Origin of the sequence: Streptomyces sp. NPDC051322 (assembly GCF_040689485.1) — a bacterium.
Lineage (GTDB): Bacteria > Actinomycetota > Actinomycetes > Streptomycetales > Streptomycetaceae > Streptomyces.
Genome location: NZ_JBFBAK010000002.1, coordinates 129,141 through 149,129, shown reverse-complemented (window position 1 = coordinate 149,129; position 19,989 = coordinate 129,141). Strand labels below are relative to the sequence as shown.

At 68.4% G+C, this 19,989-nt stretch carries 15 protein-coding genes, 1 tRNA gene and 3 pseudogenes; 9 read left to right on the top strand and 10 right to left on the bottom strand.

Features of this window, described 5'->3' with window-relative positions; translation table 11 throughout:
• Positions 1-124: 124 nt before the first annotated feature.
• Both AB0436_RS04900 and AB0436_RS04895 read right to left on the bottom strand, forming a co-directional pair.
• A complete protein-coding gene (locus AB0436_RS04900; protein WP_366466279.1) occupies positions 125-553 on the bottom strand; it encodes a VOC family protein in 429 nt (142 codons plus the stop codon).
• A gap of 193 nt (positions 554-746) precedes the next feature.
• Positions 747-944, bottom strand: a pseudogene (locus AB0436_RS04895) (IS982 family transposase); the annotation flags it as partial.
• A 65-nt stretch (positions 945-1,009) separates the two neighbouring features.
• Between AB0436_RS04895 and AB0436_RS04890 the strand changes: the two are divergent.
• Positions 1,010-1,783 carry a hypothetical protein gene (locus tag AB0436_RS04890; RefSeq protein ID WP_366466278.1) on the top strand — a complete coding sequence of 258 codons (774 nt, stop codon included), beginning with the start codon at positions 1,010-1,012 and terminating at the stop codon, positions 1,781-1,783.
• 153 nt (positions 1,784-1,936) lie between these two features.
• On the opposite strand, the pseudogene AB0436_RS04885 reads toward AB0436_RS04890, so the two are convergent.
• Both AB0436_RS04885 and AB0436_RS04880 read right to left on the bottom strand, forming a co-directional pair.
• Positions 1,937-2,387, bottom strand: a pseudogene (locus tag AB0436_RS04885) (GNAT family N-acetyltransferase).
• A 47-nt stretch (positions 2,388-2,434) separates the two neighbouring features.
• Positions 2,435-2,692, bottom strand: coding sequence for a hypothetical protein (locus tag AB0436_RS04880; protein ID WP_366466277.1), 258 nt, complete (start codon positions 2,690-2,692; stop codon positions 2,435-2,437).
• 455 nt (positions 2,693-3,147) lie between these two features.
• Between AB0436_RS04880 and AB0436_RS04875 the strand changes: the two genes are divergently transcribed.
• Together AB0436_RS04875 and AB0436_RS04870 are read left to right on the top strand one after the other, a co-directional pair.
• A complete protein-coding gene (locus AB0436_RS04875; RefSeq protein ID WP_366466276.1) occupies positions 3,148-4,752 on the top strand; it encodes a serine/threonine-protein kinase in 1,605 nt (534 codons plus the stop codon).
• Between the two features lie 42 nt (positions 4,753-4,794).
• A complete protein-coding gene (locus tag AB0436_RS04870) occupies positions 4,795-6,930 on the top strand; it encodes a UvrD-helicase domain-containing protein (protein WP_366466274.1) in 2,136 nt (711 codons plus the stop codon).
• A 142-nt stretch (positions 6,931-7,072) separates the two neighbouring features.
• On the opposite strand, the gene AB0436_RS04865 is transcribed toward AB0436_RS04870, so the two are convergent.
• On the bottom strand, positions 7,073-8,617 hold the full coding sequence (locus tag AB0436_RS04865) for an FMN-binding glutamate synthase family protein (protein ID WP_366466272.1): 1,545 nt from the start codon (positions 8,615-8,617) through the stop codon (positions 7,073-7,075).
• Between the two features lie 431 nt (positions 8,618-9,048).
• A complete protein-coding gene (locus AB0436_RS04860) occupies positions 9,049-10,482 on the bottom strand; it encodes a ferredoxin reductase family protein (RefSeq protein WP_366466270.1) in 1,434 nt (477 codons plus the stop codon).
• A 206-nt stretch (positions 10,483-10,688) separates the two neighbouring features.
• Here AB0436_RS04860 and AB0436_RS04855 point away from each other — a divergent pair.
• The 3 genes and pseudogenes from AB0436_RS04855 to AB0436_RS04845 all read left to right on the top strand — a co-directional run.
• Positions 10,689-10,929: pseudogene (locus AB0436_RS04855) on the top strand (maleylpyruvate isomerase N-terminal domain-containing protein); the annotation flags it as partial.
• 85 nt (positions 10,930-11,014) lie between these two features.
• Positions 11,015-11,935 carry a GNAT family N-acetyltransferase gene (locus AB0436_RS04850; protein ID WP_366466268.1) on the top strand — a complete coding sequence of 307 codons (921 nt, stop codon included), beginning with the start codon at positions 11,015-11,017 and terminating at the stop codon, positions 11,933-11,935.
• 102 nt (positions 11,936-12,037) lie between these two features.
• Positions 12,038-12,547 carry a DinB family protein gene (locus AB0436_RS04845; protein WP_366466267.1) on the top strand — a complete coding sequence of 170 codons (510 nt, stop codon included), beginning with the start codon at positions 12,038-12,040 and terminating at the stop codon, positions 12,545-12,547.
• 108 nt (positions 12,548-12,655) lie between these two features.
• Here AB0436_RS04845 and AB0436_RS04840 read toward each other — a convergent pair whose 3' ends face one another.
• Complete coding sequence (locus AB0436_RS04840; RefSeq protein WP_366466266.1) at positions 12,656-13,279, bottom strand: TetR family transcriptional regulator; 624 nt, start codon at positions 13,277-13,279, stop codon at positions 12,656-12,658.
• Positions 13,280-13,359: 80 nt separating this feature from the next.
• Between AB0436_RS04840 and AB0436_RS04835 the strand changes: the two genes are divergently transcribed.
• The gene (locus AB0436_RS04835; RefSeq protein WP_366466265.1) at positions 13,360-14,337 is read left to right on the top strand and encodes an oxidoreductase; all 978 of its coding nucleotides are present in this window, start codon (positions 13,360-13,362) and stop codon (positions 14,335-14,337) included.
• A gap of 27 nt (positions 14,338-14,364) precedes the next feature.
• On the opposite strand, the gene AB0436_RS04830 is transcribed toward AB0436_RS04835, so the two are convergent.
• Positions 14,365-15,336 carry an aldo/keto reductase gene (locus tag AB0436_RS04830; RefSeq protein ID WP_366466873.1) on the bottom strand — a complete coding sequence of 324 codons (972 nt, stop codon included), beginning with the start codon at positions 15,334-15,336 and terminating at the stop codon, positions 14,365-14,367.
• Between the two features lie 349 nt (positions 15,337-15,685).
• Between AB0436_RS04830 and AB0436_RS04825 the strand changes: the two genes are divergently transcribed.
• A complete protein-coding gene (locus AB0436_RS04825; protein ID WP_366466264.1) occupies positions 15,686-17,194 on the top strand; it encodes a family 43 glycosylhydrolase in 1,509 nt (502 codons plus the stop codon).
• Positions 17,195-17,460: 266 nt separating this feature from the next.
• The gene (locus AB0436_RS04820) at positions 17,461-17,937 is read left to right on the top strand and encodes an SPW repeat protein (RefSeq protein ID WP_366466263.1); all 477 of its coding nucleotides are present in this window, start codon (positions 17,461-17,463) and stop codon (positions 17,935-17,937) included.
• 190 nt (positions 17,938-18,127) lie between these two features.
• Here the strand turns inward: AB0436_RS04820 and AB0436_RS04815 are convergent.
• Positions 18,128-18,215, bottom strand: a tRNA-Leu gene (locus AB0436_RS04815).
• Between the two features lie 219 nt (positions 18,216-18,434).
• Positions 18,435-19,976 carry an aldehyde dehydrogenase family protein gene (locus tag AB0436_RS04810; protein ID WP_366466262.1) on the bottom strand — a complete coding sequence of 514 codons (1,542 nt, stop codon included), beginning with the start codon at positions 19,974-19,976 and terminating at the stop codon, positions 18,435-18,437.
• Positions 19,977-19,989: the final 13 nt, after the last annotated feature.

The following is a 19,989-nucleotide window of genomic DNA, read 5'->3' as shown; positions in this document are numbered from 1 at the left end:
AGCGAGTTGTCGACCGGGCGTCGCCGCGGGCCACGACCCGATGGCTTACGTATGTGCCGCGCCTCGGCAGCCCGGCGTGGAAGCCGGGGCGCAGAGTGGGGACACAGTGGGGCCGGCGTAGGTCCTATGGCCGGACGTAGGGCCGGGTCATGATCTCCATGTTGTGGCCGTCCGGGTCCTCGAAGTACGCGCCACGACCACCGAAGAGATGGTTGATCCGGCCGGCGTCAGTGTGGCTGGGGTCGGCGTAGTAGGTGACTCCGACCGCTTCCAGTCGGGAGATCATGGCGTCGAACTGCACCTCGGGCACGAGGAATGCGTAGTGCTGCGACTGGATCGGCTCGTCCCGCTTCTCGTAGTAGTCAAGCGTCACGCCGTTGCCGATGTCAACGGGCAGGAACGGCCCAAATGGAGCGCCGACCTGCAATCCCAGGATCGCGGCGAGGAACTCGGCCGACAGGTGCCGGTCACTGGCGTAGACGGCGGTGTGGTTCAGCTGGACGGTGGTGACGGTCAGTCCTGTTTCGGGCTGGTGCTGCTGTGCGTGCGGCATTGCTGGTACCTCTCCAGGTCTTGGATTCCGCGAGAATGCGGCGCCATGCGCCGGCGCCGGGCGGGAAGACATGGGAGGGGGCGGGGCTCTTGCCCGCCACGCGCTCACGCCGAGGCCGGGCGCCTCTCTCGTGCATGGCCCAAGGCCGACCCGGTAGTCACCCGGCCCATCCTAGTTGATGAATTCCAGGGGGTCAGTGATCGTAAGCGGTAAATGTGCGCAGGACAGGTTGCCCGGTGTGGTCGTTGTGCCAGATCGCAGCAGTCAGCGCGAGGATCCGCTGCATGACGCGGGCGATGACACCGCGGGGAGTGTTACCTCGATGCTGTTCGAGGTCGAGCTGTCCCTTGAAGGTCTCGTTGATCGACTCGATGATCTGCCGCAAGGCCTTGTCAGAGATCCTGAGACCTCAGAGCCCTTGGGCGGTGTCAGTGGTGGATGCCATCATCCCGAGACATGAGCAGAGACGACAGCGACGAAGCCTATGTGGTCGACCTATGCAACCAGATCCTTGAGGAAGCAGCACTCCCTCAGCACAAGTTCGACTGGCTGCTTGGTGACCCTGGCACGAGTGGCCGACAGGTCAAGTTGCCAGTCGATGCTTTCTGGCCTGGCCATCATCTGGTGGTCGAGTATCGGGAAGTCCAGCACGATCAGCCGGTACCGCACTTCGACAAGCCGCACATACTCACCGTCAGCGGCGTGCACCGGGGCGAACAACGAGCCATCTACGACGCCCGCCGCGACAGTCAGATTCCAGCGCGCGGACTGCGACTCGTGGTGATCCGGCCTGCGGATCTCGACGCCGACAGCCGAGGTCGACTGCGGCGCAACCGGGATTCCGACCTGGAGGCCGTGCATAAGCTCCTCGCCCGGACCAGCGAGGAAGACCGCGTGACCGGCGCGTTCCGGCGGTGGTTGATCTCCGAGGGGTGGACTCCAGTCACCCCCACCGACCGCTGGACAGACATCGAAGCCGTGCGCGGTGAAGAACGTTTGATCTGTGAGGCAAAGGGCCGCACCAGCGAGAAAGGCATCGACGCCGACATCGCCTACGGCCAGCTCCTGAGGAGAATGACGAACGAGGCCGCGGCCAGCCGGTTCGCCCTGGTCGTGCCGACGTCCTCTGTGAAAGCCGCCGAGCGGGTTCCGCCCCATATCCGCCGTGTGCTGCGGATAGACGTGTACGAGGTGACGGACAACGACCAGGTGCGACCCCGTCTGGCGTAGGTCACCCCCATTCCAAGGAATCGGCTGCGCGCAGGAGACGTGGGAGTCCAACGCCATTGTGTGGAGACAGAGTTGAACTCCCTCGGTCCACTTTGTCTTCACACCCGAAGAGCCACGTGCGGCAGCCTTCACGTCACGGGACCGGCGTCGGTGTTACAGCGGCAGCTTGAATCCGTCGTGGCTCGGGACGAAGTCGAGCGAGCCGTAGAAACGGTGTGCTTCGGCGCGCCGCTTGTTGCTGGTGAGCTGTACCAACATGCAGCCACGGCTGCGTGCCCGGTCGATAGCCCAGCCAGGTGAGCAGCTCACGGCCGAGACCAGCACCGCGCCGGTCAGCGCGCACCCGCACCGCCTCGATGAGTGCACGCTCCTGGCCGTGACGCCCCAGACCCGGGATATAGGTGAGCTGCAGGTAGCCGACGACCGTACCGTGGCCCTCGTCCAGGACCACCATCTCGTTACGTCCGTCAGCGTCCACGGCCTCGAAGGCTCGCGCGTACGCCTCGTCGACCTCGACAGTCCGGGGATCCGCCACGGTGTCCTCGTCGGACAGGAGCGCGATGATCGCGGGCAGGTCTCGCCGCGTCGCAGTACGGAAGATCACGCCGAAAAGAATGCCAGGAGCCCCGACTCCGGTGATCTACCGGGTCCTCAATTGCCGACACCGTCGTTAGGGGCCGCCGCGCGGAAGAGGGCCAGGAGGGCCTGAGCCGGCTGGGCGTCCGCGTCGAAGAACTGCGTGGTCAGTGCGGGTGGCACGGCCGTGCCGTGCATGCGGACCTCGTGGCACCTGAAACAGAACGCCGCCTCAAACAGCGTCAGGTCAAGAGAGTCCTCGTATGCCCGGATGCTCCAGCCCGGCGAGAAGCCGCAGCGGTGCTGTTCACTGCCGGGCAGGTTCTCGATCAAGGTCAGAGCGTCGGCGGCCTCGGCCCCGGCCCAGTGAGCGACCGCCCTGCCGGGGTATGAGTGGCCCCACTCAGTCGGGAGGGCGGAGATCCTTACTACCTCGATCAGCACGGTAGTGGCAACGGCTTCGGCGGGGAGCTGCATGTGCGCAGTCTGCCCGCGGCCGTCAGTTGAGGCACGGCCGAGAGGCAATCCGCCACGCGAAAGACCGAAGCACACCGTCAGCATTCGGAATGATTCGTCCAGTAGCCGTCGTGGCCTGGTGCATGCCAGATCTCGGCGCTCCTCCGGTAGGGGCCCTCGTGGGTGACTGGAAAGCGACGGACCCGACCCGCCCGGCGCGCCGCCGCTGGACTGGAGATCGCCGGACCGGAGAGACTTGGCCCCCAGTCAAACCGGGTCGACGCGCCGCAATACGCGTCGGCCAAGTACACGCACACACGCACGGGGGCAATGTGCCACAGCAGCCGCAGCCGATCGCCGGTCGTTACGAACTCCTGGAGGAGCTCAACAGCGGCGGCATGGGAGACGTGTGGCGTGGCTACGACGCGGTGCTCGACCGGCCCGTCGCCGTGAAGGTGATCCGGCAGCAGGCCGTCTCGGGTTCTCCGCAGCTGGCAGCGGAGTTCGCCAAGCGGTTCAAGCGGGAGGCGCGGATCACCGCGCGGATCCAGCACCCCGGGGTGCCGCAGGTGTACGACGCGGTTCTTGACGACGCCGACACAGCGTACGAGCGGCTGTTCCTCGTCATGGAGCTGGTCGACGGCGTTCCACTGTCCTCGTACATCCACCCGGAGCACCCGCTGCCGGTCAGCTGGGCGGTTGCCGTGGCGGCGCAGGTGGCCACCGTGCTGTCGTACGCGCACGATGTGCCGGTGATCCACCGGGATCTCAAGCCCAGCAACATCCTGGTCGCCCGCGACGGGACGGTGAAGGTCCTGGACTTCGGCATCGCGGCGATCCTGCGGACCGACGTCACCAAGCTGACCGCGACCGGCAGCCCCATCGGCACCTATCAGTACATGGCACCGGAGCAGGTGCGCGGCGGACGTACCACCCCGCAGACCGATCTGTACGCGCTCGGCTGCGTGCTGCACGAACTGCTCAGCGGGCGGCTGCTGTTCACGGCGGACAGCGAGTACATGGTGATGCACCAGCACGTCAACACAGCCCCCACCCCGCTGCGCGAACTGCGCCCCGACGTGCCGGCGGCGCTGGAAGAGCTCGTCCTGCACCTGCTTCTCAAGGCTCCGGAGTCGCGGCCCGCCGACGTGCAGGAGGTGTACGAGCGGCTGCGGCCGTTCCTGCCGCCGCCCGGGGACAAGGCGGTGCTCGGCGAGACGGGTCCGGAGGGGGCTCCCGACCCGACGGGGATCTTCCGCAATCCGTACGCGCCGCGTGCCCGGCCGGGGGCGGGCAGTGCCACTCCCCCTCCAGCCGGCCCCGGTGCCGTGCCCGTTGCGCCCGCTCCGGTACCCGCGCAGCTGCGCGAGGAGATCAACGAGGCATACGCGCACTCCGACGCGCTGCTGGCGGAGGAGCGGTTCGCGCAGGCCGTCGAGGTGCTCGGTGAGATCATCGAGCCGGCGGCACGCGCACTGGGCGCCGAGAACGTCAAGGTCCTGGAGCTGAGAACGCGGCGGGCGGCGATCCGGCTGCTCGGCGGTGACTACCGGGCCGCGCTGCCCGAGTTCGACGCCCTGGCCGACGCGTACGCGCGGACCGACGGGCCCACCGGCGAGGCCGCCCGCGCCTGCCACGCACAGGCCGCCCGCTGCCGCGCCGAACTCGGCCAGGTCACCGACGCGCTCGCCGCGCTGCGGGGTGTCCTGGACGTCGTACGGGCCGTGGACGGCGATGTGAGCGAGGAGGCCGTCGAGCTGCGACGGGACATCGGCATGCTGCTGCTCGCCCAGGGGCAGGCGGCGGAGGCCCACCGAGTCCTTGGGCCACTCCACGATGACCTGTGTCTGGTGTTCGGGCCCGATGACGAGATGACCGAGGAGGTCGCCGAAGCGCTGGCGCTGATCCGACTCGACCTCGACGGGCCGACATCCTGACGTCCACCCTCCCCATCGCCCGCTCACCGGAGAGTCCGATCCATGCCGCACCTCGCGTTCGACATCGCCTTCTGCGCCCAGCTCAGCAAACTCCAAGGCAGCATCAAACAGGGGGTGTTCGATGCCTGGGAGAAGTTCGAACGACTCACCCTGGACCAGCTGTTCAAGGACCCAGGACTGAAACTGGAGACGCTGAAGCGCGCCCGCGATCCGCACATCCGCACCATTCGCATCGACCAGGGGACGCGGGGCGTGGTCCTCGCGCCCGACAGCGGCGACACCTACGTACTGCTCCGGGTGATGCCGCACGACAAGGCGATCGACTGGGCGATCAAACAGAAGGCCAGCGTCAACGCGGTCACCCGGGCGGTGGAGATCCGGGACATCGCGATGCTCGACGAGCTCACCCCGGCGTACGAGCGCATCGCGCCCGCCCCCGACCAGCGGTTGTTCGCGCACGTCTCCGACGGTGACCTGTCCGCGCTCGGCATCGACGGGACCACCCTGCTCCAGGCCCGTGTCCTCACGGACCTCGAGCAGCTGGAGGTCTTCGCGCCGTACTTCCCGCAGGACCAGAGGGAAGTCCTCGAGTACCTGGCGGCGGGCTTCACCGTCGAGGAGGTGTGGCGGGACGTGGTGTCCGTCAGCCTCGCCAACGCGCCCGCCGAGGACGCACCGGTGGACACCACCGATTTCGCGACCGCCATCCAGCGCAGCCGTGCCCGGATCGCGCTCGTCACGGCGTCCGAGGAGCTGCGTGACATCCTCGACAAGCCGTTCGCGGCCTGGCGGGTGTTCCTCCATCCCTCGCAGCACAAGGTCGCCTACCGGGCCTCGTACTCCGGGCCCGCCCAGGTCACGGGAGGACCGGGCACGGGCAAGACAGTCGTCGCGCTGCACCGCGTACGCCATCTGCTGCGCTACCTGCGCGATGGTGAACGCATTCTGCTGACCACATACACCAACGCACTCGTAGCCGCTCTGCGCGCCGGACTTGCCGCGCTGGTCGAGGACGAGTCGCTGCGCGACCGGGTGGACATCATGACCGTCGACGCGTTCGCCGCCCGCGTCGTGTCGACCTCGCGGCGGCCGCTGCGCGGGGGCGAGGAGGAGGCGCGCTGGGTGCAGGCCGCGAAAGCCACCGGGTTCACCGGCACCCCGCAGTTCCTCGGCCAGGAGTACAAGCACGTCGTCCTCGCGCAGAACGTGCGGACCCTGGACACGTACAAGGAGTGCGAGCGGCGCGGACGCGGCAGCGCGCTGCCCGCATCGGGCCGCGAGTTGGTGTGGCGCACGATCAATGAGTTCACCGGTCGGCTCACGCAGGACGGACTCCGTACGTACCTCGGTACCTGCGCCGAAGCAGCGGATCTGCTGCAGGCCGCCGGCCCGCGCTACCGGCACGTCGTCGTCGACGAGGCACAGGACCTGCACCCCGCGCAGTGGCGGCTGTTGCGTACGGCCGCTCCGGTCCGCCCCGACGACCTCTTCATCGCGGGCGACCCGCACCAGCGCATCTACGACTCGAAGGTGTCGCTCAAGGCGGTCGGAATCAAGGTCGCCGGCCGCTCGACGAAGATGCGCAGGAACTACCGCTCCACGCACGAAATCCTCAGCTGGTCCACCGCACTCCTCGTCGGCCGCCCCTTCGAGCAACTCGCCGACGACACCCGCAACGAAACCTTGCTCGGCTACCGCTCGTCCCTGCACGGCAGCGGACCCGAGGCGTACGGCGCGGCCACCGAGGACGCTGAGCTGGACGCGCTCGTACAGCGGGTCCGCGACTGGCTCGACAGCGGCATAGCCCCGGGCGAGATCGGGGTGAGTGCCCGGTTCAACAACAACTGCGACCGCGCGGCGGAGCGGCTCAGGGCAGCGGGCATCCCGGCCGTCCGACTGCGCGGCGACACCCCCTCGGAGGAGGAGGCCGTGCAGGTCGGCACGATGCACTCCTTTAAAGGGCTGGAGTACCGGTGCGTCGCGGTCATCGGGGTGAACGACGGCGCCCTGCCGTACGCGAGAGCCGTCACCCCGGCCGATGTCGACCGCCTCCAGCACGAGGCGGATCTCCTGGCGGAACGCTGCCTGCTGTTCGTCGCTTGTACGCGGGCGCGGGACGGGCTGTACGTGTCGTGGTCGGGGCGGCCGAGTGAGTTCCTGGCGGAGGCGGGGATCTGAGGTCTCCTGAAGACGGCCCGACCGTCACCGGCCGGCCGAGCCCCGCCACCTCACCCCGGCCCGGGTCCGCCGGGGGGTCGGCACCTCCGTGAGAAGACCACGAGGCGGTAGCCGTGAGCGCGTGCTCACCCCTGTCGGCGCGTCAGGCGGCCGGCCTCGGCACGGTGGCCGGCTTGGTGGCGAGCAGCGTAGTGATCTCATCGGTGAGGTGCGGGCCGAGTTCGCCCCAGCCGTCCTTGTAGCCGTAGACGCCGCGCAGGGTGCGGGCCTCGTAGTCGCCGTTCAGGATCTCGATGTCGGTGGGCGTGATGAGTGCCGGGTGGGCGACGCCGACAGCCGCCGAGATCCTCATCAGCTCCTTGCGCAGGGTGCGCAGGTAGACAGCGGCCCGGGTGGCCTTCGAGGTCGGGTCGATGCCGCGGGCCAGCCGCGGGTTCTGGGTGGCGATGCCGGTAGGGCACTTGTCGGTGTGGCATTTCTGCGACTGGATGCAGCCGATCGACAGCATGGCCTCACGAGCCACGTTGATCATGTCGGCACCCAGTGCGAAGGCGACCGCGGCGTTCTCGGGCAGGCCGAGTTTGCCGGAGCCGATGAAAGTCAGGTCGTCGGTCAACCCCAGCTCGGCAAAGGTGCCGTAGACCCGGGAGAAGCCCATCCGGAACGGCAGGGACACCGAGTCGGCGAAGGTCAGTGGCGCCGCCCCGGTGCCGCCCTCGCCGCCGTCTATGGTCACGAAGTCGACACCACGGTCGCCCCGCGCCATCAGCGTGGCCAGCTCCTGCCAGAAGTCCAGCTCTCCCACCGCGCTCTTGACCCCGACCGGCAGACCGGTCTCGGTGGCGAGCAGTTCGACGAAGTCGAGCATCGAGTCGACATCGCTGAACGCGGTGTGCCGTGACGGGGAGGCGCAGTCCTTGCCGACCGGGATGCCGCGGATCTCGGCGATCTCCGGTGTCACCTTCGCGCCCGGCAGCATCCCGCCAAGACCTGGCTTGGCGCCCTGGGAGAGCTTGATCTCTATCGCCTTGACCGGGGCGCCGGCGACCACATCCTTGAGCTTGTCGATGTTGAAGCTGCCGTCCTCGTTGCGGCAGCCGAAGTACGCCGTACCGAGCTGAAGGATGAGGTCGCCGCCATTGCGGTGGTACGGCGAGAGGCCGCCCTCTCCCGTGTTCTGCATCGTGCCCGCCAGCGCCGCCCCTTTGTTGAGCGCGGTGATCGCCGCTCCGGAGAGGGATCCGAAGCTCATCGCCGAGATGTTCACCACGCTCGCCGGCCGGAACGCCTTGGCGCGCCCGCGTGGCCCGCCCAGCACCTTGGCCGAGGGCACCGGAGCCTGCGGGTCGTGCGTGTCGGGCAGCGTGCCGGCGAAGGTGCGCTGCTTCAGGTACGCGTGCCCCTGTATGTGCTCGACGTCATTGTCGGTACCGAACCCGAAGTAGTTGTTCTCCTCCTTCGATGACGCATAGATCCAGGTGCGCTGGTCGCGACTGAACGGGCGCTCCTCGTCGTTGGAGGTCACGATGTACTGCCGCAGCTCAGGCCCGATCGTCTCCAACAGGTACCGTGCGTGCCCGATCACCGGGAAGTTCCGGAGCAATGCGTGCTTCTTCTGAACGAGGTCGCGGGCTGCCACCAGCGCCAAGCCTGTTGCGGTGGCCGCGACGATGCTCCGGGCGCGCATGAACGTTCCTCTCCTCGATGCTCGACTCCATCGGCATGCGGTGGACGTCGTCGTGTCGGGCGTTGGGCGGCGGGCACGACCAAGTGGGCGTCAGCGTCCGGCGGAAAACGCGCGATTTGATACTAGAAGGCCGCGCGGATGGACGTGTGATCAGGGTCGTCGGGTGGGGCAGGTAACGAAGCGGTCGTACTCGGCTGGCCGCCGTCGGCGGGAAGTGTTGCTTCAGGGACTGGACGTGGCTCCCGCCGGATGGTTCGTTACCGGAGCCGGGGGCGTCTTACTGGCCGAGGGGGCCGCGCCGGGGGTGCGCCCAAGCGGGACGCCCTGATTTGCGCTGGTGGGATACGCGAGGACGAGGGCGACGGCGGCGGCTGTCGCGATGAGCCACAGGATGTTTCGAACCATGGGGCGTTGCCTCCGGGCGTTCGTACTCAGAACGCGAAGCGTTCGAGGTGGATGTGTGTGGCCGGGGCTCCCGCGCGGCGGGCGGCGTCGGCTGCGGACCGCCCCCAGGCGTCGGGGCCGCAGATATAGACGTCGTGCTCGCTGATGTCCGGCACAAGTTGCTGAAGCGCGATGTGGTCGTCCTCTGTGGCGTGCTCCGGCTGCCATGAGGCGCGTCCGCGGGCTCGATGCCCGGGGAGGTAGACGATGCGAACGCCGCGTCGCTGCGCCAGTTCGTCGAGCTCCCGCCGGAGGACGAAGTCGTTCTCACTGGAGGCTCGATACAGAAGCACCGCCTCACCTGCTGCGTAGTCGAGGTCCGTCAGGAGCGCGCACAACGGAGTGATACCGATCCCGGAGGCCATCGCAGTGAGCTTGCGTCCGTGCCTGGACTCTCCGGTGAACCTGCCATAGGGGCCTTCGAAAAGCACCCGGGTACCAGGCCGGAGCGTGCGCAGACGCCTGCTGTTGACGCCGACCTCCTTCGCGGTGATCCGCAGCACATCACCGTGCGGTGGAGCCGAAAGTGCATACGGATTCCCCCGGGTCCAGCCTCGTCCGTCGCGGAAGCGCCAGATGAAGAACTGACCCGCCTGTGCGCGGAGTTTGTCGAGACCACGGCCGCGGAGGTGCACCGACACATTGCCCGGGGCGTCCTCGACCACCCGCTCGACGACCACCCGGTGGCGCGCCGAGCGCAGCACAGGCATGGCCACGCGGAAGACCAGCAAACTGCCGAGCGTCACCACGTAGAGGCTGACGATGTACACCTGGGTCCATGGCTGCTTGAACTCGCTGCCGGCCCAGACCATGTGCGGAATGACCAGTCCGATGCCGAGAAAGGTGTACAGGTGCAGCAGATGCCACGAGTGGTACCGCAGGCGCTTGCGAGCGGCCCGGCTGGATGTGATGCCCACGATGACCAGCAGTACCGTGCCGAGAGTTGCGAGCATCATGCCTCGCCACTCCGCGACCATCCACCACAGTGCCCCGAGTGGGGAACGACCGTCGCGGACCACGTAACTGAACGCGAGCAGCACGATGTGTGCCAACATCAGGTTCAGCGAGGTGAAGCCACTCAACCGATGGATACGGACGAGCCGATCGCGGCCCATCGATCGTTCGATCCACGGTATGCGTGCCATCAGGACGACCTGAAGGAACATCAGGTCGGCGGAGATCAGGCCGGTGAGCGTGCCAGGGTATTTCAGTGGCCCCTCGGCCTTGGTCACCAGGTGCCCGATGGCGCCATCCTGAACCCACAGATAGACGAAGAACAGCAGGCTGGCGCAGAAGGCTGCCGCACAAAGGCGGCGCACCATGGCAGCGTTGAGTCTCTCTTTTTTGGACGGTGACCGGGAAGTCTTTTGTCGGCCGACTCCGAAGGCGGGCGATGAGATATCCGGGATCTGCTCGGTCATGCGGGAGCCTCCTCGCGGGGTATACACGAAGTGAGTGGGGATGCACGCCTGTTTACGTGGGCGCCTCCACGGGCCGTCATTGATGACTCCGGTATCCAGGCCAGGGAATTCAGGCCGCCTGTGGATGGAAGTTATAGACGGCAAGCGTGGCCGGGATACCCTCCTGCGCCTTCTGTTCATTTCGTTCGCAGGCTGAGAGACGAGCCCACTTGGGTGAGGGGCGCCGCTCCTGGGCCGGCACCGTCGCCGCCGGACCTGCCGTCGCCAAGTCCGCATCGGAGGACGCCCCGCCTGCGCCTCGCGAGCGCGATGCCCTGACGGCCTGGTCCGCCCCATCCACGCGGCAACTACTGGACGCACTGCGGGAAGCCGGCCCCGGATCGTGGCTTGGTCCCGGTGCACACGTACGACGCCCAACTCACCGTGGGCGCCCGGCGGGCGCTGCCGTCACTCCGCTCACAGCGGTAGCCAGAGCCCGTACGTCCCGCCCCTGAAGGGGCAGTCCGCAGCCTCGCGTGGTTAGTGTGACCAGGTGACGTACTTCAACTCGCTTGATGGCAGCGCCGAATGGCAGAAGAACTTCGAGCGGCGGCTTCGGACCCTGTACTCCGCCGGGCTCAGCGCCCTCGCCGTGGAGCGCAGGCTCCAGGAGATACGCGAAGAGATCAACGACTGGACCGTGGCCGAGATCAGGGACACCGGGGTTCGGGTGGGATACGTCGCCGTGGGCGTGGCCGAACGCAACGGCACGCTCGCGGGCCGAATCGGTGACCTGTGGGTCGAAGCGGACCATGCGGGGCGGGGGCATGAACAGGCCGCCCGCGCCTGGGCCGAGACGTGGTGCGAGGAGCGCGGCGCGCGTAGGCTGGACGTACAGGTCACCGACCCGGAGAGCGAGTTGTTCGCCGACTATGCCGTCCGCGGGCAGACCAGGACGCGTCTCATCGCGGGCCCGCCGGGGTCACTGGGGGGCGTCAGCGCACGGCCGATGACCGAGGCCGAATATCCAGGATGGCTCGCCTCCGAGAAGGCTGCCTACGTCGGCGACATCGTTCGGGCGGGCGCCCTGAGCCCCGAGGATGCCGCGCGCAAGTCCGACCGCGACTTCGACGAGCTGATCCCCGAGGGCCTGGCCACGCCGGACAACAGCTTCCTGGTCCTCGAAGCGGCGGGCGAGCGGGTCGGCACCGGCTGGCTGAAGCACGATTACCTCCCGGGGGTCAGCTACGGTTACTCCCTGCACGTCCACGAAGAGCACCGCGGCAAAGGCTACGGCCGGGCCGCGATGGTGACCGGTGAGCAGGCCGCGCTCGACGCCGGCGACTCGGCGCTGATGTTCACCGTGTGGGGCGGCAATGAGGTGGCGATGAGCCTGTACACGAGCGCGGGCTACCGGGTCCTGGAGGAGCACCGTTCCATCGAGCTTCCCCGCACGGCCGGCTCCGCGCCCTGACCGCACCCCACCGAGCCATCGAGTTCCATGTGCCTGACATGTGGGCAGTCAGTCGACGTACACAGTGGCCGTGGATGCACGGCATGAACGAGGAGTAAGAGCGTGACCGACGACCATCGCACGGGACCACCCAACTTCGGCAGTGAACGCGAGATGCTGCGGGCTTTCCTCGACTACCACCGAGCGACCCTCGCCATGAAGTGCGAAGGACTTACCGACGAGGAACTGCGGCAGCAGTCGATGCCGCCGTCGACGCTGTCGCTGCTCGGTCTGGTGCGGCACATGGCGGAGTTGGAGCGTACGTGGTTCCGCCGCGCGTTCGAGGACAACGACGCCCCGATGGTCTGGTCCGACAAGACCGACTTCCAGGCGGCGTACGACGCGAGTGCATCGACCAGGACGGAGGCGTTCACAGCCTGGGAGGCCGAGGTGGAGACGTCGCGCCGCATCGAACGGGAGGCCGACTCGCTGGACGTGGCCGGGTTCCAGCCCCGGTGGGACGAGGAGGTGTCGCTGCGGATGGTGATGGTGCACGTGCTCCTGGAGTACGGCCGCCACAACGGGCACGCGGACTTCCTGCGAGAGGGTGTCGACGGGACGGTGGGCGCCTGAGTCCGGGGCTGGGTTTTCCGGGAGCCTCTGCACCGGACGAGCCATAGGTCCCCACACCCGTCCGCCCAACGTAGGCCTCAGCGCGAAGCGCTTGCGGGAGAGACCCGGCTACGCGAGGGTCTCCAGGGCCGGGGCGATCACTGCGAAGGCCCGGTCGATCAGTGCGGCCGGGTCTTCGGCGCCGTCACCGGCGCTCCACCGGTGCAGCACTGCATCAAAAGCGGTGAGCGCCATCCCCGCGGCCATCCGGGGATACAGATCGGTCTCGGGGTCGAGGCCGAGTCGGCGCGCCAACTCCGCCGTCAGATCGTCGCGCCACTGAGCCTGCCGCTCCAGGAAGCGTGCGTGCAGGGCGGGTGTGCGCAGAATCAGCTGCACCACTCGCAGGGCCCTGGCCGGCTGCTCACCGTCGGATCGGTCTCCGCAGGCAGCCATGGCGGTCCAGACGGCATGCCGCAGGGCAGGCGAGGGTCGCTCGTCGGCGGGGCGGGCTGCCAGTTCTGCGTGCATACCGGCTCCCATGTCGGCCAGGAACCGGACGACCACGTCCTCCTTGGACGCGAAGTACCGGAAAAAGGTCCGTTTGGACACACCGGCGGTGGTCACGATCTCGTCGATGGTGACTACGTCGAACCCTTTGAGCGCCAGCAACTGCAGCGCCGCTTCGGTCAGTTCGTTCGCGACGAGCTGACGTTTGCGTTGGGCCAGGCTCGTTTCGGGTCGGGGACTCACCAGACAATCGTAGCGCGATGCCGCAGGTGGCACTCAGTAGCGTCTTGACACTGAGTGCCACACGCGGCACTGTTTGCCACATGACACAGGATCAGCGTTGGACTACCGAGCAGATCCCGGACCAAACCGGGCGAGTATGCGTCGTCACCGGAGCCAACAGCGGCCTCGGCCTGGCCACTACCCGGGCGCTCGCCCGTCGGGGCGGTCACGTGGTCCTTGCAGTACGCGACGAGGCAAAGGGCCAACGGGCGCTCTCCGAGGTCACTGCCGAACTGCCGGACGCGCACCTCGAGGTTCGGCGGCTGGACCTGGCCGATCTCGACTCGGTCCGGGAGTTCGCCGACCAGTTGCGCGCCGACCATCAACGGCTGGACGTACTCGTCAACAACGCCGGTGTGATGGCGCCGCCTCGATCGCTGAGCGCCCAGGGTCACGAGTTGCAGTTCGCCTGCAACCACCTCGGTCACTTCGCGCTGACCGGGTTGCTGCTCGATCTGCTGGCCTCCCCCAAGCCCTCGGCGTCGCTCGAGCAGAGCGGATCCCCGCGTCACGATCCCCGCGTGGTTACGGTGAGTTCGATCAATCACCGGCAGGGACGCATCCGCTTCGACGACCTCACGGGCGAGCGAGGTTACTCACCCATGGCCTTCTACAACCAGTCGAAATTCGCCAATGCGGTCTTCGGACGGGAACTCCACCGTCGGCTGACCGAGGCCGGCAGCCCGGTGCGCAGTGTGCTCGCCCACCCCGGCTATACCGCCACCAACCTGCAGATGAGTGCGCCGGTCGGCCTGTGGCGGGTGGTGCTGGGCCGCCTGGGGAACCCGCTGTTCGCTCAGCGCCCGGAAGGCGGTGCCATGCCACAGCTGTACGCGGCAACCGAGCCGGGGGTGGCGGGCGGTGAGTTCATCGGGCCGGACGGCCTGGCCGAATTGCGCGGCGGGCCGACACGGGTGCGGTTGTCGCCTGCGGCGGCCGACGCCGAGACGGGCCGACGCCTGTGGGAGTTGTCGGAGCGATTGACCGACCTGCGCTTTCTGCCTCCGGCATCCGCCTGACGACCGCCGCCGCGACGCCCGCGCGGCTCAGCTGTAGAAGTCCCGCTGCCACCGGTGCTTGGCCAGTACGGCGAGTTGGTCGGCGGTGAGCGGGCGTCCGTCGCTGAGGGCCGTGTTGCGCTCGACGTTGCGTACGGTGCGCATGCCGGGGATGACGGTGGAGACCGCCGGCGAACTCAGCACGAAGCGCAGGGCGGTCTCGGCCATCCGGTCGACGGTGATGCCGAGGTCGGCGACGATCGCGGAGACCCGTTGTTCGACCTGGGCCGGCCGGTCGTCACGGAAGTAGCGGTTGCGCCAGTCCCCCTCCGGGAACGTGGTGTCCGCGGTGATCCGACCGGTCAAGCCCCCTTCGTCGAGGGCCACCCGCACGATCACCCCGACGCCGTGCTCGACACAGGCCGGCAGCAGCTCATCGGCCGGCGCCTGGTCGAAGATGTTGTAGATGACCTGCACACTGTCCACGGCGCCGCTGCGTACGAGGGCGAGCGCGTTGTCCGGCTGGTGGTCGTTGACGGAGACGCCGAAGAGGCGGATCTTGCCCTCCCGCTTCAGGTCCGCGATCGTCTCCAGCCAGTCCCCGCGGCCGACCCAGTCATCGCTCCACACGTGGAACTGCAGTACGTCGAAGTGGTCCAGGCCGCTGACGCGCAGGCTGGTCTCGAGGGATTCGCGGATGTACCCGCCCAAGAACGCATCGGCCGGGTCCAGGCCGAAGGGTGGCGGCCACACGCCGTTCTTCGGCGGCACCTTGGTCGCGACGCGCACCTCGTCGCCGGCTGCGGCCCGCTCGCGTACGACCCGGCCGACGATGCGCTCGCTCTCGCCGTATCCACGGGCGGTGTCGATGAAGTTCACGCCGAGGTCGATGGCACGGTTCAGAGCCCGTACGGACTCGTCCTCGGTGGCGCCCACCCAGCTGGACTCGCCGATGCCCCAGGCGCCGTAACCGACCTCGGACACCGACAGTCCGCTGCGTCCCAGCTCGCGGTAGCGCACGATCATCCTCCACACGTCGTGATCTTCGGCCCGGCGGGGCCGAAGGACCCCGCCGGGAATCAGGTTGACGATAGGCGAACAGGGCGGTGGAGTCAGGCGGTTTCCCGGCGGCGGACCGTGCCGGGGGGCGGTCTACTGTCGCGCGTGGCCCATGGCCGCCCCGGCAGTCACCTGACGGAACATAGGGGCCGCAGCCGACCCGGGCAACGTCCGCGGTTCTCCGCCCCGTTCGGGCGAGCACGAGCGTTGACAGGGACACGTCGCGCCTTTACGGTGGCGGCGCCATTACATCGATGTAAACCGTTCGGCGTCCCCTCTCCTTCCTGGGCCACCACCCGAAGGGATCGCTATGCACCCCACCGAACCACACCCCGCCCGCCGGCCCGCACGTCTCACTGCGGTCATGGCCGCGGCCCTGCTGGGCCTGTTGCTCGCCGCTCTCCCGGCGACCGCGAGCACCGCTCCAGCCGCCGCGGGCCGTCACCCGGTCCTGCAGGTCGCACAGCGCGGGCCGACCACGGCCGCCGCCGGGACCACCTTTCGTAACCCGCTCAACACCGGTCCCGACCCGTTCATGACGCACTGGAACGGCAACTACTATCTGACCAGCACGCAGGGCGACCGCGTCGCCATGTGGCGGTCGCCCTCGCTGAGCACCCTGCTCGCGACGGACCCGGTCACCGTCTGGACCGACGGCGACAGCTCGCGCAACCAGCACATCTGGGCACCGGAGTTCTACCGATTCGGCGCGCACTGGTACCTCTACTACACGGCCGACGACGGCATCGACGACCACCACCGGATCTACGTACTGGAGTCCGACCGGGACGATCCGACCGGCCCGTACCACTTCAAGGCGAAGCTCGCCCCGCCCAACCACGCGAACGACTTCGCGATCGACGCGAGCATCCTCCAGCAGAACGGCAAGCTGTACCTCGCCTACAGCGGCATCAACCAGTACCAGCACAACGGCCTGAACCTGGCTCCGATGTCCAACCCGTACACGGTCTCCGGCAACGCGGTGGCCATCAACGCGGCCGGTGGGTGCCCCGAGGTGCGGGAGGGGCCGGAGTTCCTGTACCGCAACGGCCGTACCTGGCTGACCTACTCCACCTGCGACACGGGTAAACCGGACTACCAGCTATGGATGATGTCGCTGCCCGCAGCAGCGGATCCACTGGTGCCGGCCAACTGGACGCAGCACCAGGGCGCCGTGTTCTCGCGCGCCGACGACCACGGCGTGTTCGGGCCGGGTCATCACGCCTTCTTCCGTTCACCGGACGGCAGTGAGGACTGGATTCTCTACCACGCCAAGACCACCTCGGCGTACACCTACGGCAACCGGACCACCCGGGCACAGAAGTTCACCTGGCGGGCGGACGGCAGTCCGGACTTCGGGCGGCCGCTGGCCCTGGGTGCGACCCAGGACCTGCCGTCCGGCGACCCGGGGTCCGGCAACTACTGGATCAACGACGACGGACGGTCCTCCGGGCCCGGCGGCATCAGCTTCGGCGGCACCTGGAATTCCGGCACCGGTTGCGGGACCCAGTGCTTCTGGGGTGACGACCACTGGATCGACCAGGCCGGAGCAAGCGCCACCTTCTCCTTCACCGGCACCCGGATCGCCCTCCTCTCGGTACGCGATGTGGGCAACGGATACGCGGCGCTCAGCATCGACGGCGGGCCGGAGGTCCGGGTGGACTTCTACGGTTCCCCGCGGACCGGCGAGACCGTCCAGTACCTCAGCCCACGACTGCCGGCCGGCCCGCACACGCTGCGCGTCCGCGTCACCGGGGAACACGATGCGCAGTCCCAGGCGTCGTTCGTCAGCATCGACCGGGCGGAGGTGTACGGGTGATGCTGTGACCCGGCCCGAGGCGCTGCGCCCGGTCATCGACAGGCCCGGCGGGGCAGGAGAGGCCGTCGTGTGCGTCGGCGCCGGGCTCCGAGTCGGCGCCGACGCCCGGAGCTGCGAAAACGGCGTCCAGGGTCCCTCGTCGGCGGGTCCGGGAATTCATTAACATTTTCCCTACCCAATGGGTCGAAATGGGCGCAAACTGGTGGTGGCACGGCGATGAACCGTGCAGCGCGGTCTGACTCACACAAGAGAAGGAGGCGAGTCGTATGGCCGACGTCTCACGCCACAGGGGTGATCTGGGCAGTTCCCAGCACAGGCAGGATCTGGGCAGCCACCCCGACGTTCCGGAAATGCAGGCTCGGTACGCCCAGATGCTCGGGGGACGCAGGACGATGCCGATGGACGGGCCACTGTTCCTGGTCGGCCTGTACTGCGCCATATCGCCATGGGTGATCCACTTTTCGGCCACCCAGCCCTCGCTGATGATCATGAACCTCATCGCGGGTGTTGCGATCGGGCTGATGGCACTGGCGTTCACCATCGCCCCGGAGAGGACGTCCGGTCTGGGGTTGGCCATGTCCGCGCTCGGCGTATGGCTGATCATCGCCCCGTGGATCGTGGGCAGTCACCCGGACAAGGGGATCATCATCAGTAACGCCGTCATCGGCGGCCTCACGATCCTGCTCGGTATGGCCTGCGCAGGCATCGCCATGAAATCCATGCGACACAGTCGATCGACCTGAGCCGCATCCCCGGTCGGCGACGCTGCCACCAGGCGATCGCCGACCACCGAAAACCAGTCGGCGCCGTCTCCTGCCCGAGTCGGCGCCGGCTGGTGCGTGTGCGGGGAGGCCGGTTCATGTGCGGACGAACGACAAACGCCAGATGGGTGGCGCCGACCGGAATTCGGTCGGCGCCACCCATCTGTCGTGCTGGTGTCCGAGGGGGGACTTGAACCCCCACGCCCGATAAAGGGCACTAGCACCTCAAGCTAGCGCGTCTGCCATTCCGCCACCCGGACAAGGTGTCTGTCGGCCACGGCAGCGTTCCCCGCGGCGACAAGAACAACAATACCAGGGGTTCGAGGTGTCCCTCACCTGCGTTTCCCGTGGTCATGCCGGGTGGGCGGCGGGCGGGAGGGCTGTGTGCGACGGTCCGCGGACCGTCGCACGCGGCTCCTCTACCGAACGTTTGCGGACCGCTGCGCTGAGCGACGACGACGACCGGTGCCAGGCGGCGCTCACGGCATCAGGTGGTACTCCGGGAAGTTCCCCGGCAGCCGTTCGTCGTCCGGGCCGTCGGTCACCGCCCGGACGAGCAGCTCGCCGCCCACGAAGGCCCCGCGCCAGGATGCTCCGAAGCCGCCGAAGAGCTCGTCGCGGTCGCCGCGCGAGCGCGGCTTGGAGCGGCCGACCTTGAAGGCGCGGATCTGCGGAGCCAGCCGTTCGTACGTCGCCGGGTCGTCGGTCGACAAGGTGGCGACCAGCGCCCCGTTCGAGGCGTTCATGGCGGCCAGCAGTTCCGCCTCGGTGTCGACCAGGACGATGGTGTCGACCGGGCCGAAGGGTTCCGCGTGGTGCAGCGGGGACGACGGGGGCGGGTTGAGCAGGGTGACCGGCTGGAGATACGCGGAGGTGTCCTGGCCGGGAAGGAAACGGGCGTCGGCGACGGACCCGCGGTGCACCGGCACCGCGCCCCGGTCGATCGCCTCGGCCACCTGGTCGCCGAGTTCCTTGGCCTTGGCCGCGTTGATCAGCGGCCCGAAGTCCAGCTCGGGCAGCGGGTCCGACGGGTGCTCGACCGCCAGCGGGTGCCCGGTGCGCAGGGACCGCACTGCGGGCAGGTAGGCCGCCAGGAACGCGTCGAAGGCGCTGCGCTGGACGACGAAGCGCGGGTAGGCGGTGCAACGCTGCTTGCCGTAGTCGAAGAGTTTGGGGATGACCGCGGAGAGCGCCGCCCAGTCGGTGTAGTTCCAGATGCCCCAGGTGTTCAGACCTTCCTGTTCGAGGATGTGGCGCTTCCCGAGGTCGGCGACGGCGGTGGCGATCCGGGCTCCGGTGTCCCGTCCGCCGACGAAGGAGACGCAGCCGATCTCCGGGGAGCGGACCAGCGCCTCGGAGAGCTCGCCGCCGCTGCCGCTGACCAGGGTGACGGGGATGCCCTCGCGGGCGGCGAGGGCGGCGGCCAGCGTGAGGCAGGCGACGCCGCCGTCGGTGGGCGCCTTGGCGATGACCGCGTTTCCGGCGAGCGCCTGCACCAGCATCGCGTGGACCAGCACGGACATCGGGTAGTTCCAGCTGGCGATGTTGGAGACCGGTCCTGTGAGCGGGGTACGGCCTTCGGCCATCCGCTCGATGTGGTCGACGTACCAGCGGACTCCGTCGATCGCCCGGTCGACGTCGGCCTGGGCGAGCCGCCAGGGCTTGCCGATCTCCCAGACCAGCAGGAGGGCGAGCAGTTCACGGTGTTCGGTGAGCGCGTCCAGGGTGGCGGACACGCGGGCCCGGCGCTCGGGCAGCGGGATGTGCCGCCAGGCGTGGTGCTGGTCGAGCGAGGCCCGGACCGCCTGCTGGGCGGTGCGGGCGTCGAGGCGCGGCGGGCCGGCGATGGGACTGCCGTCGATCGGGCTGGTGGCGGGCAGGGCACGGCCGTCGTCCTGCCACCGGCCGTTCCAGAGGTTGCGGACCCGGTCGTCCGCGAAGGCTTCGGGGGCGACCGCCCGGCAGCGCTGCCAGGCGTCCGACCAGGAGGTTCCGGGCTTGAGAAGGAGGGTGGGTGCCATCGTTGAGTCTCCG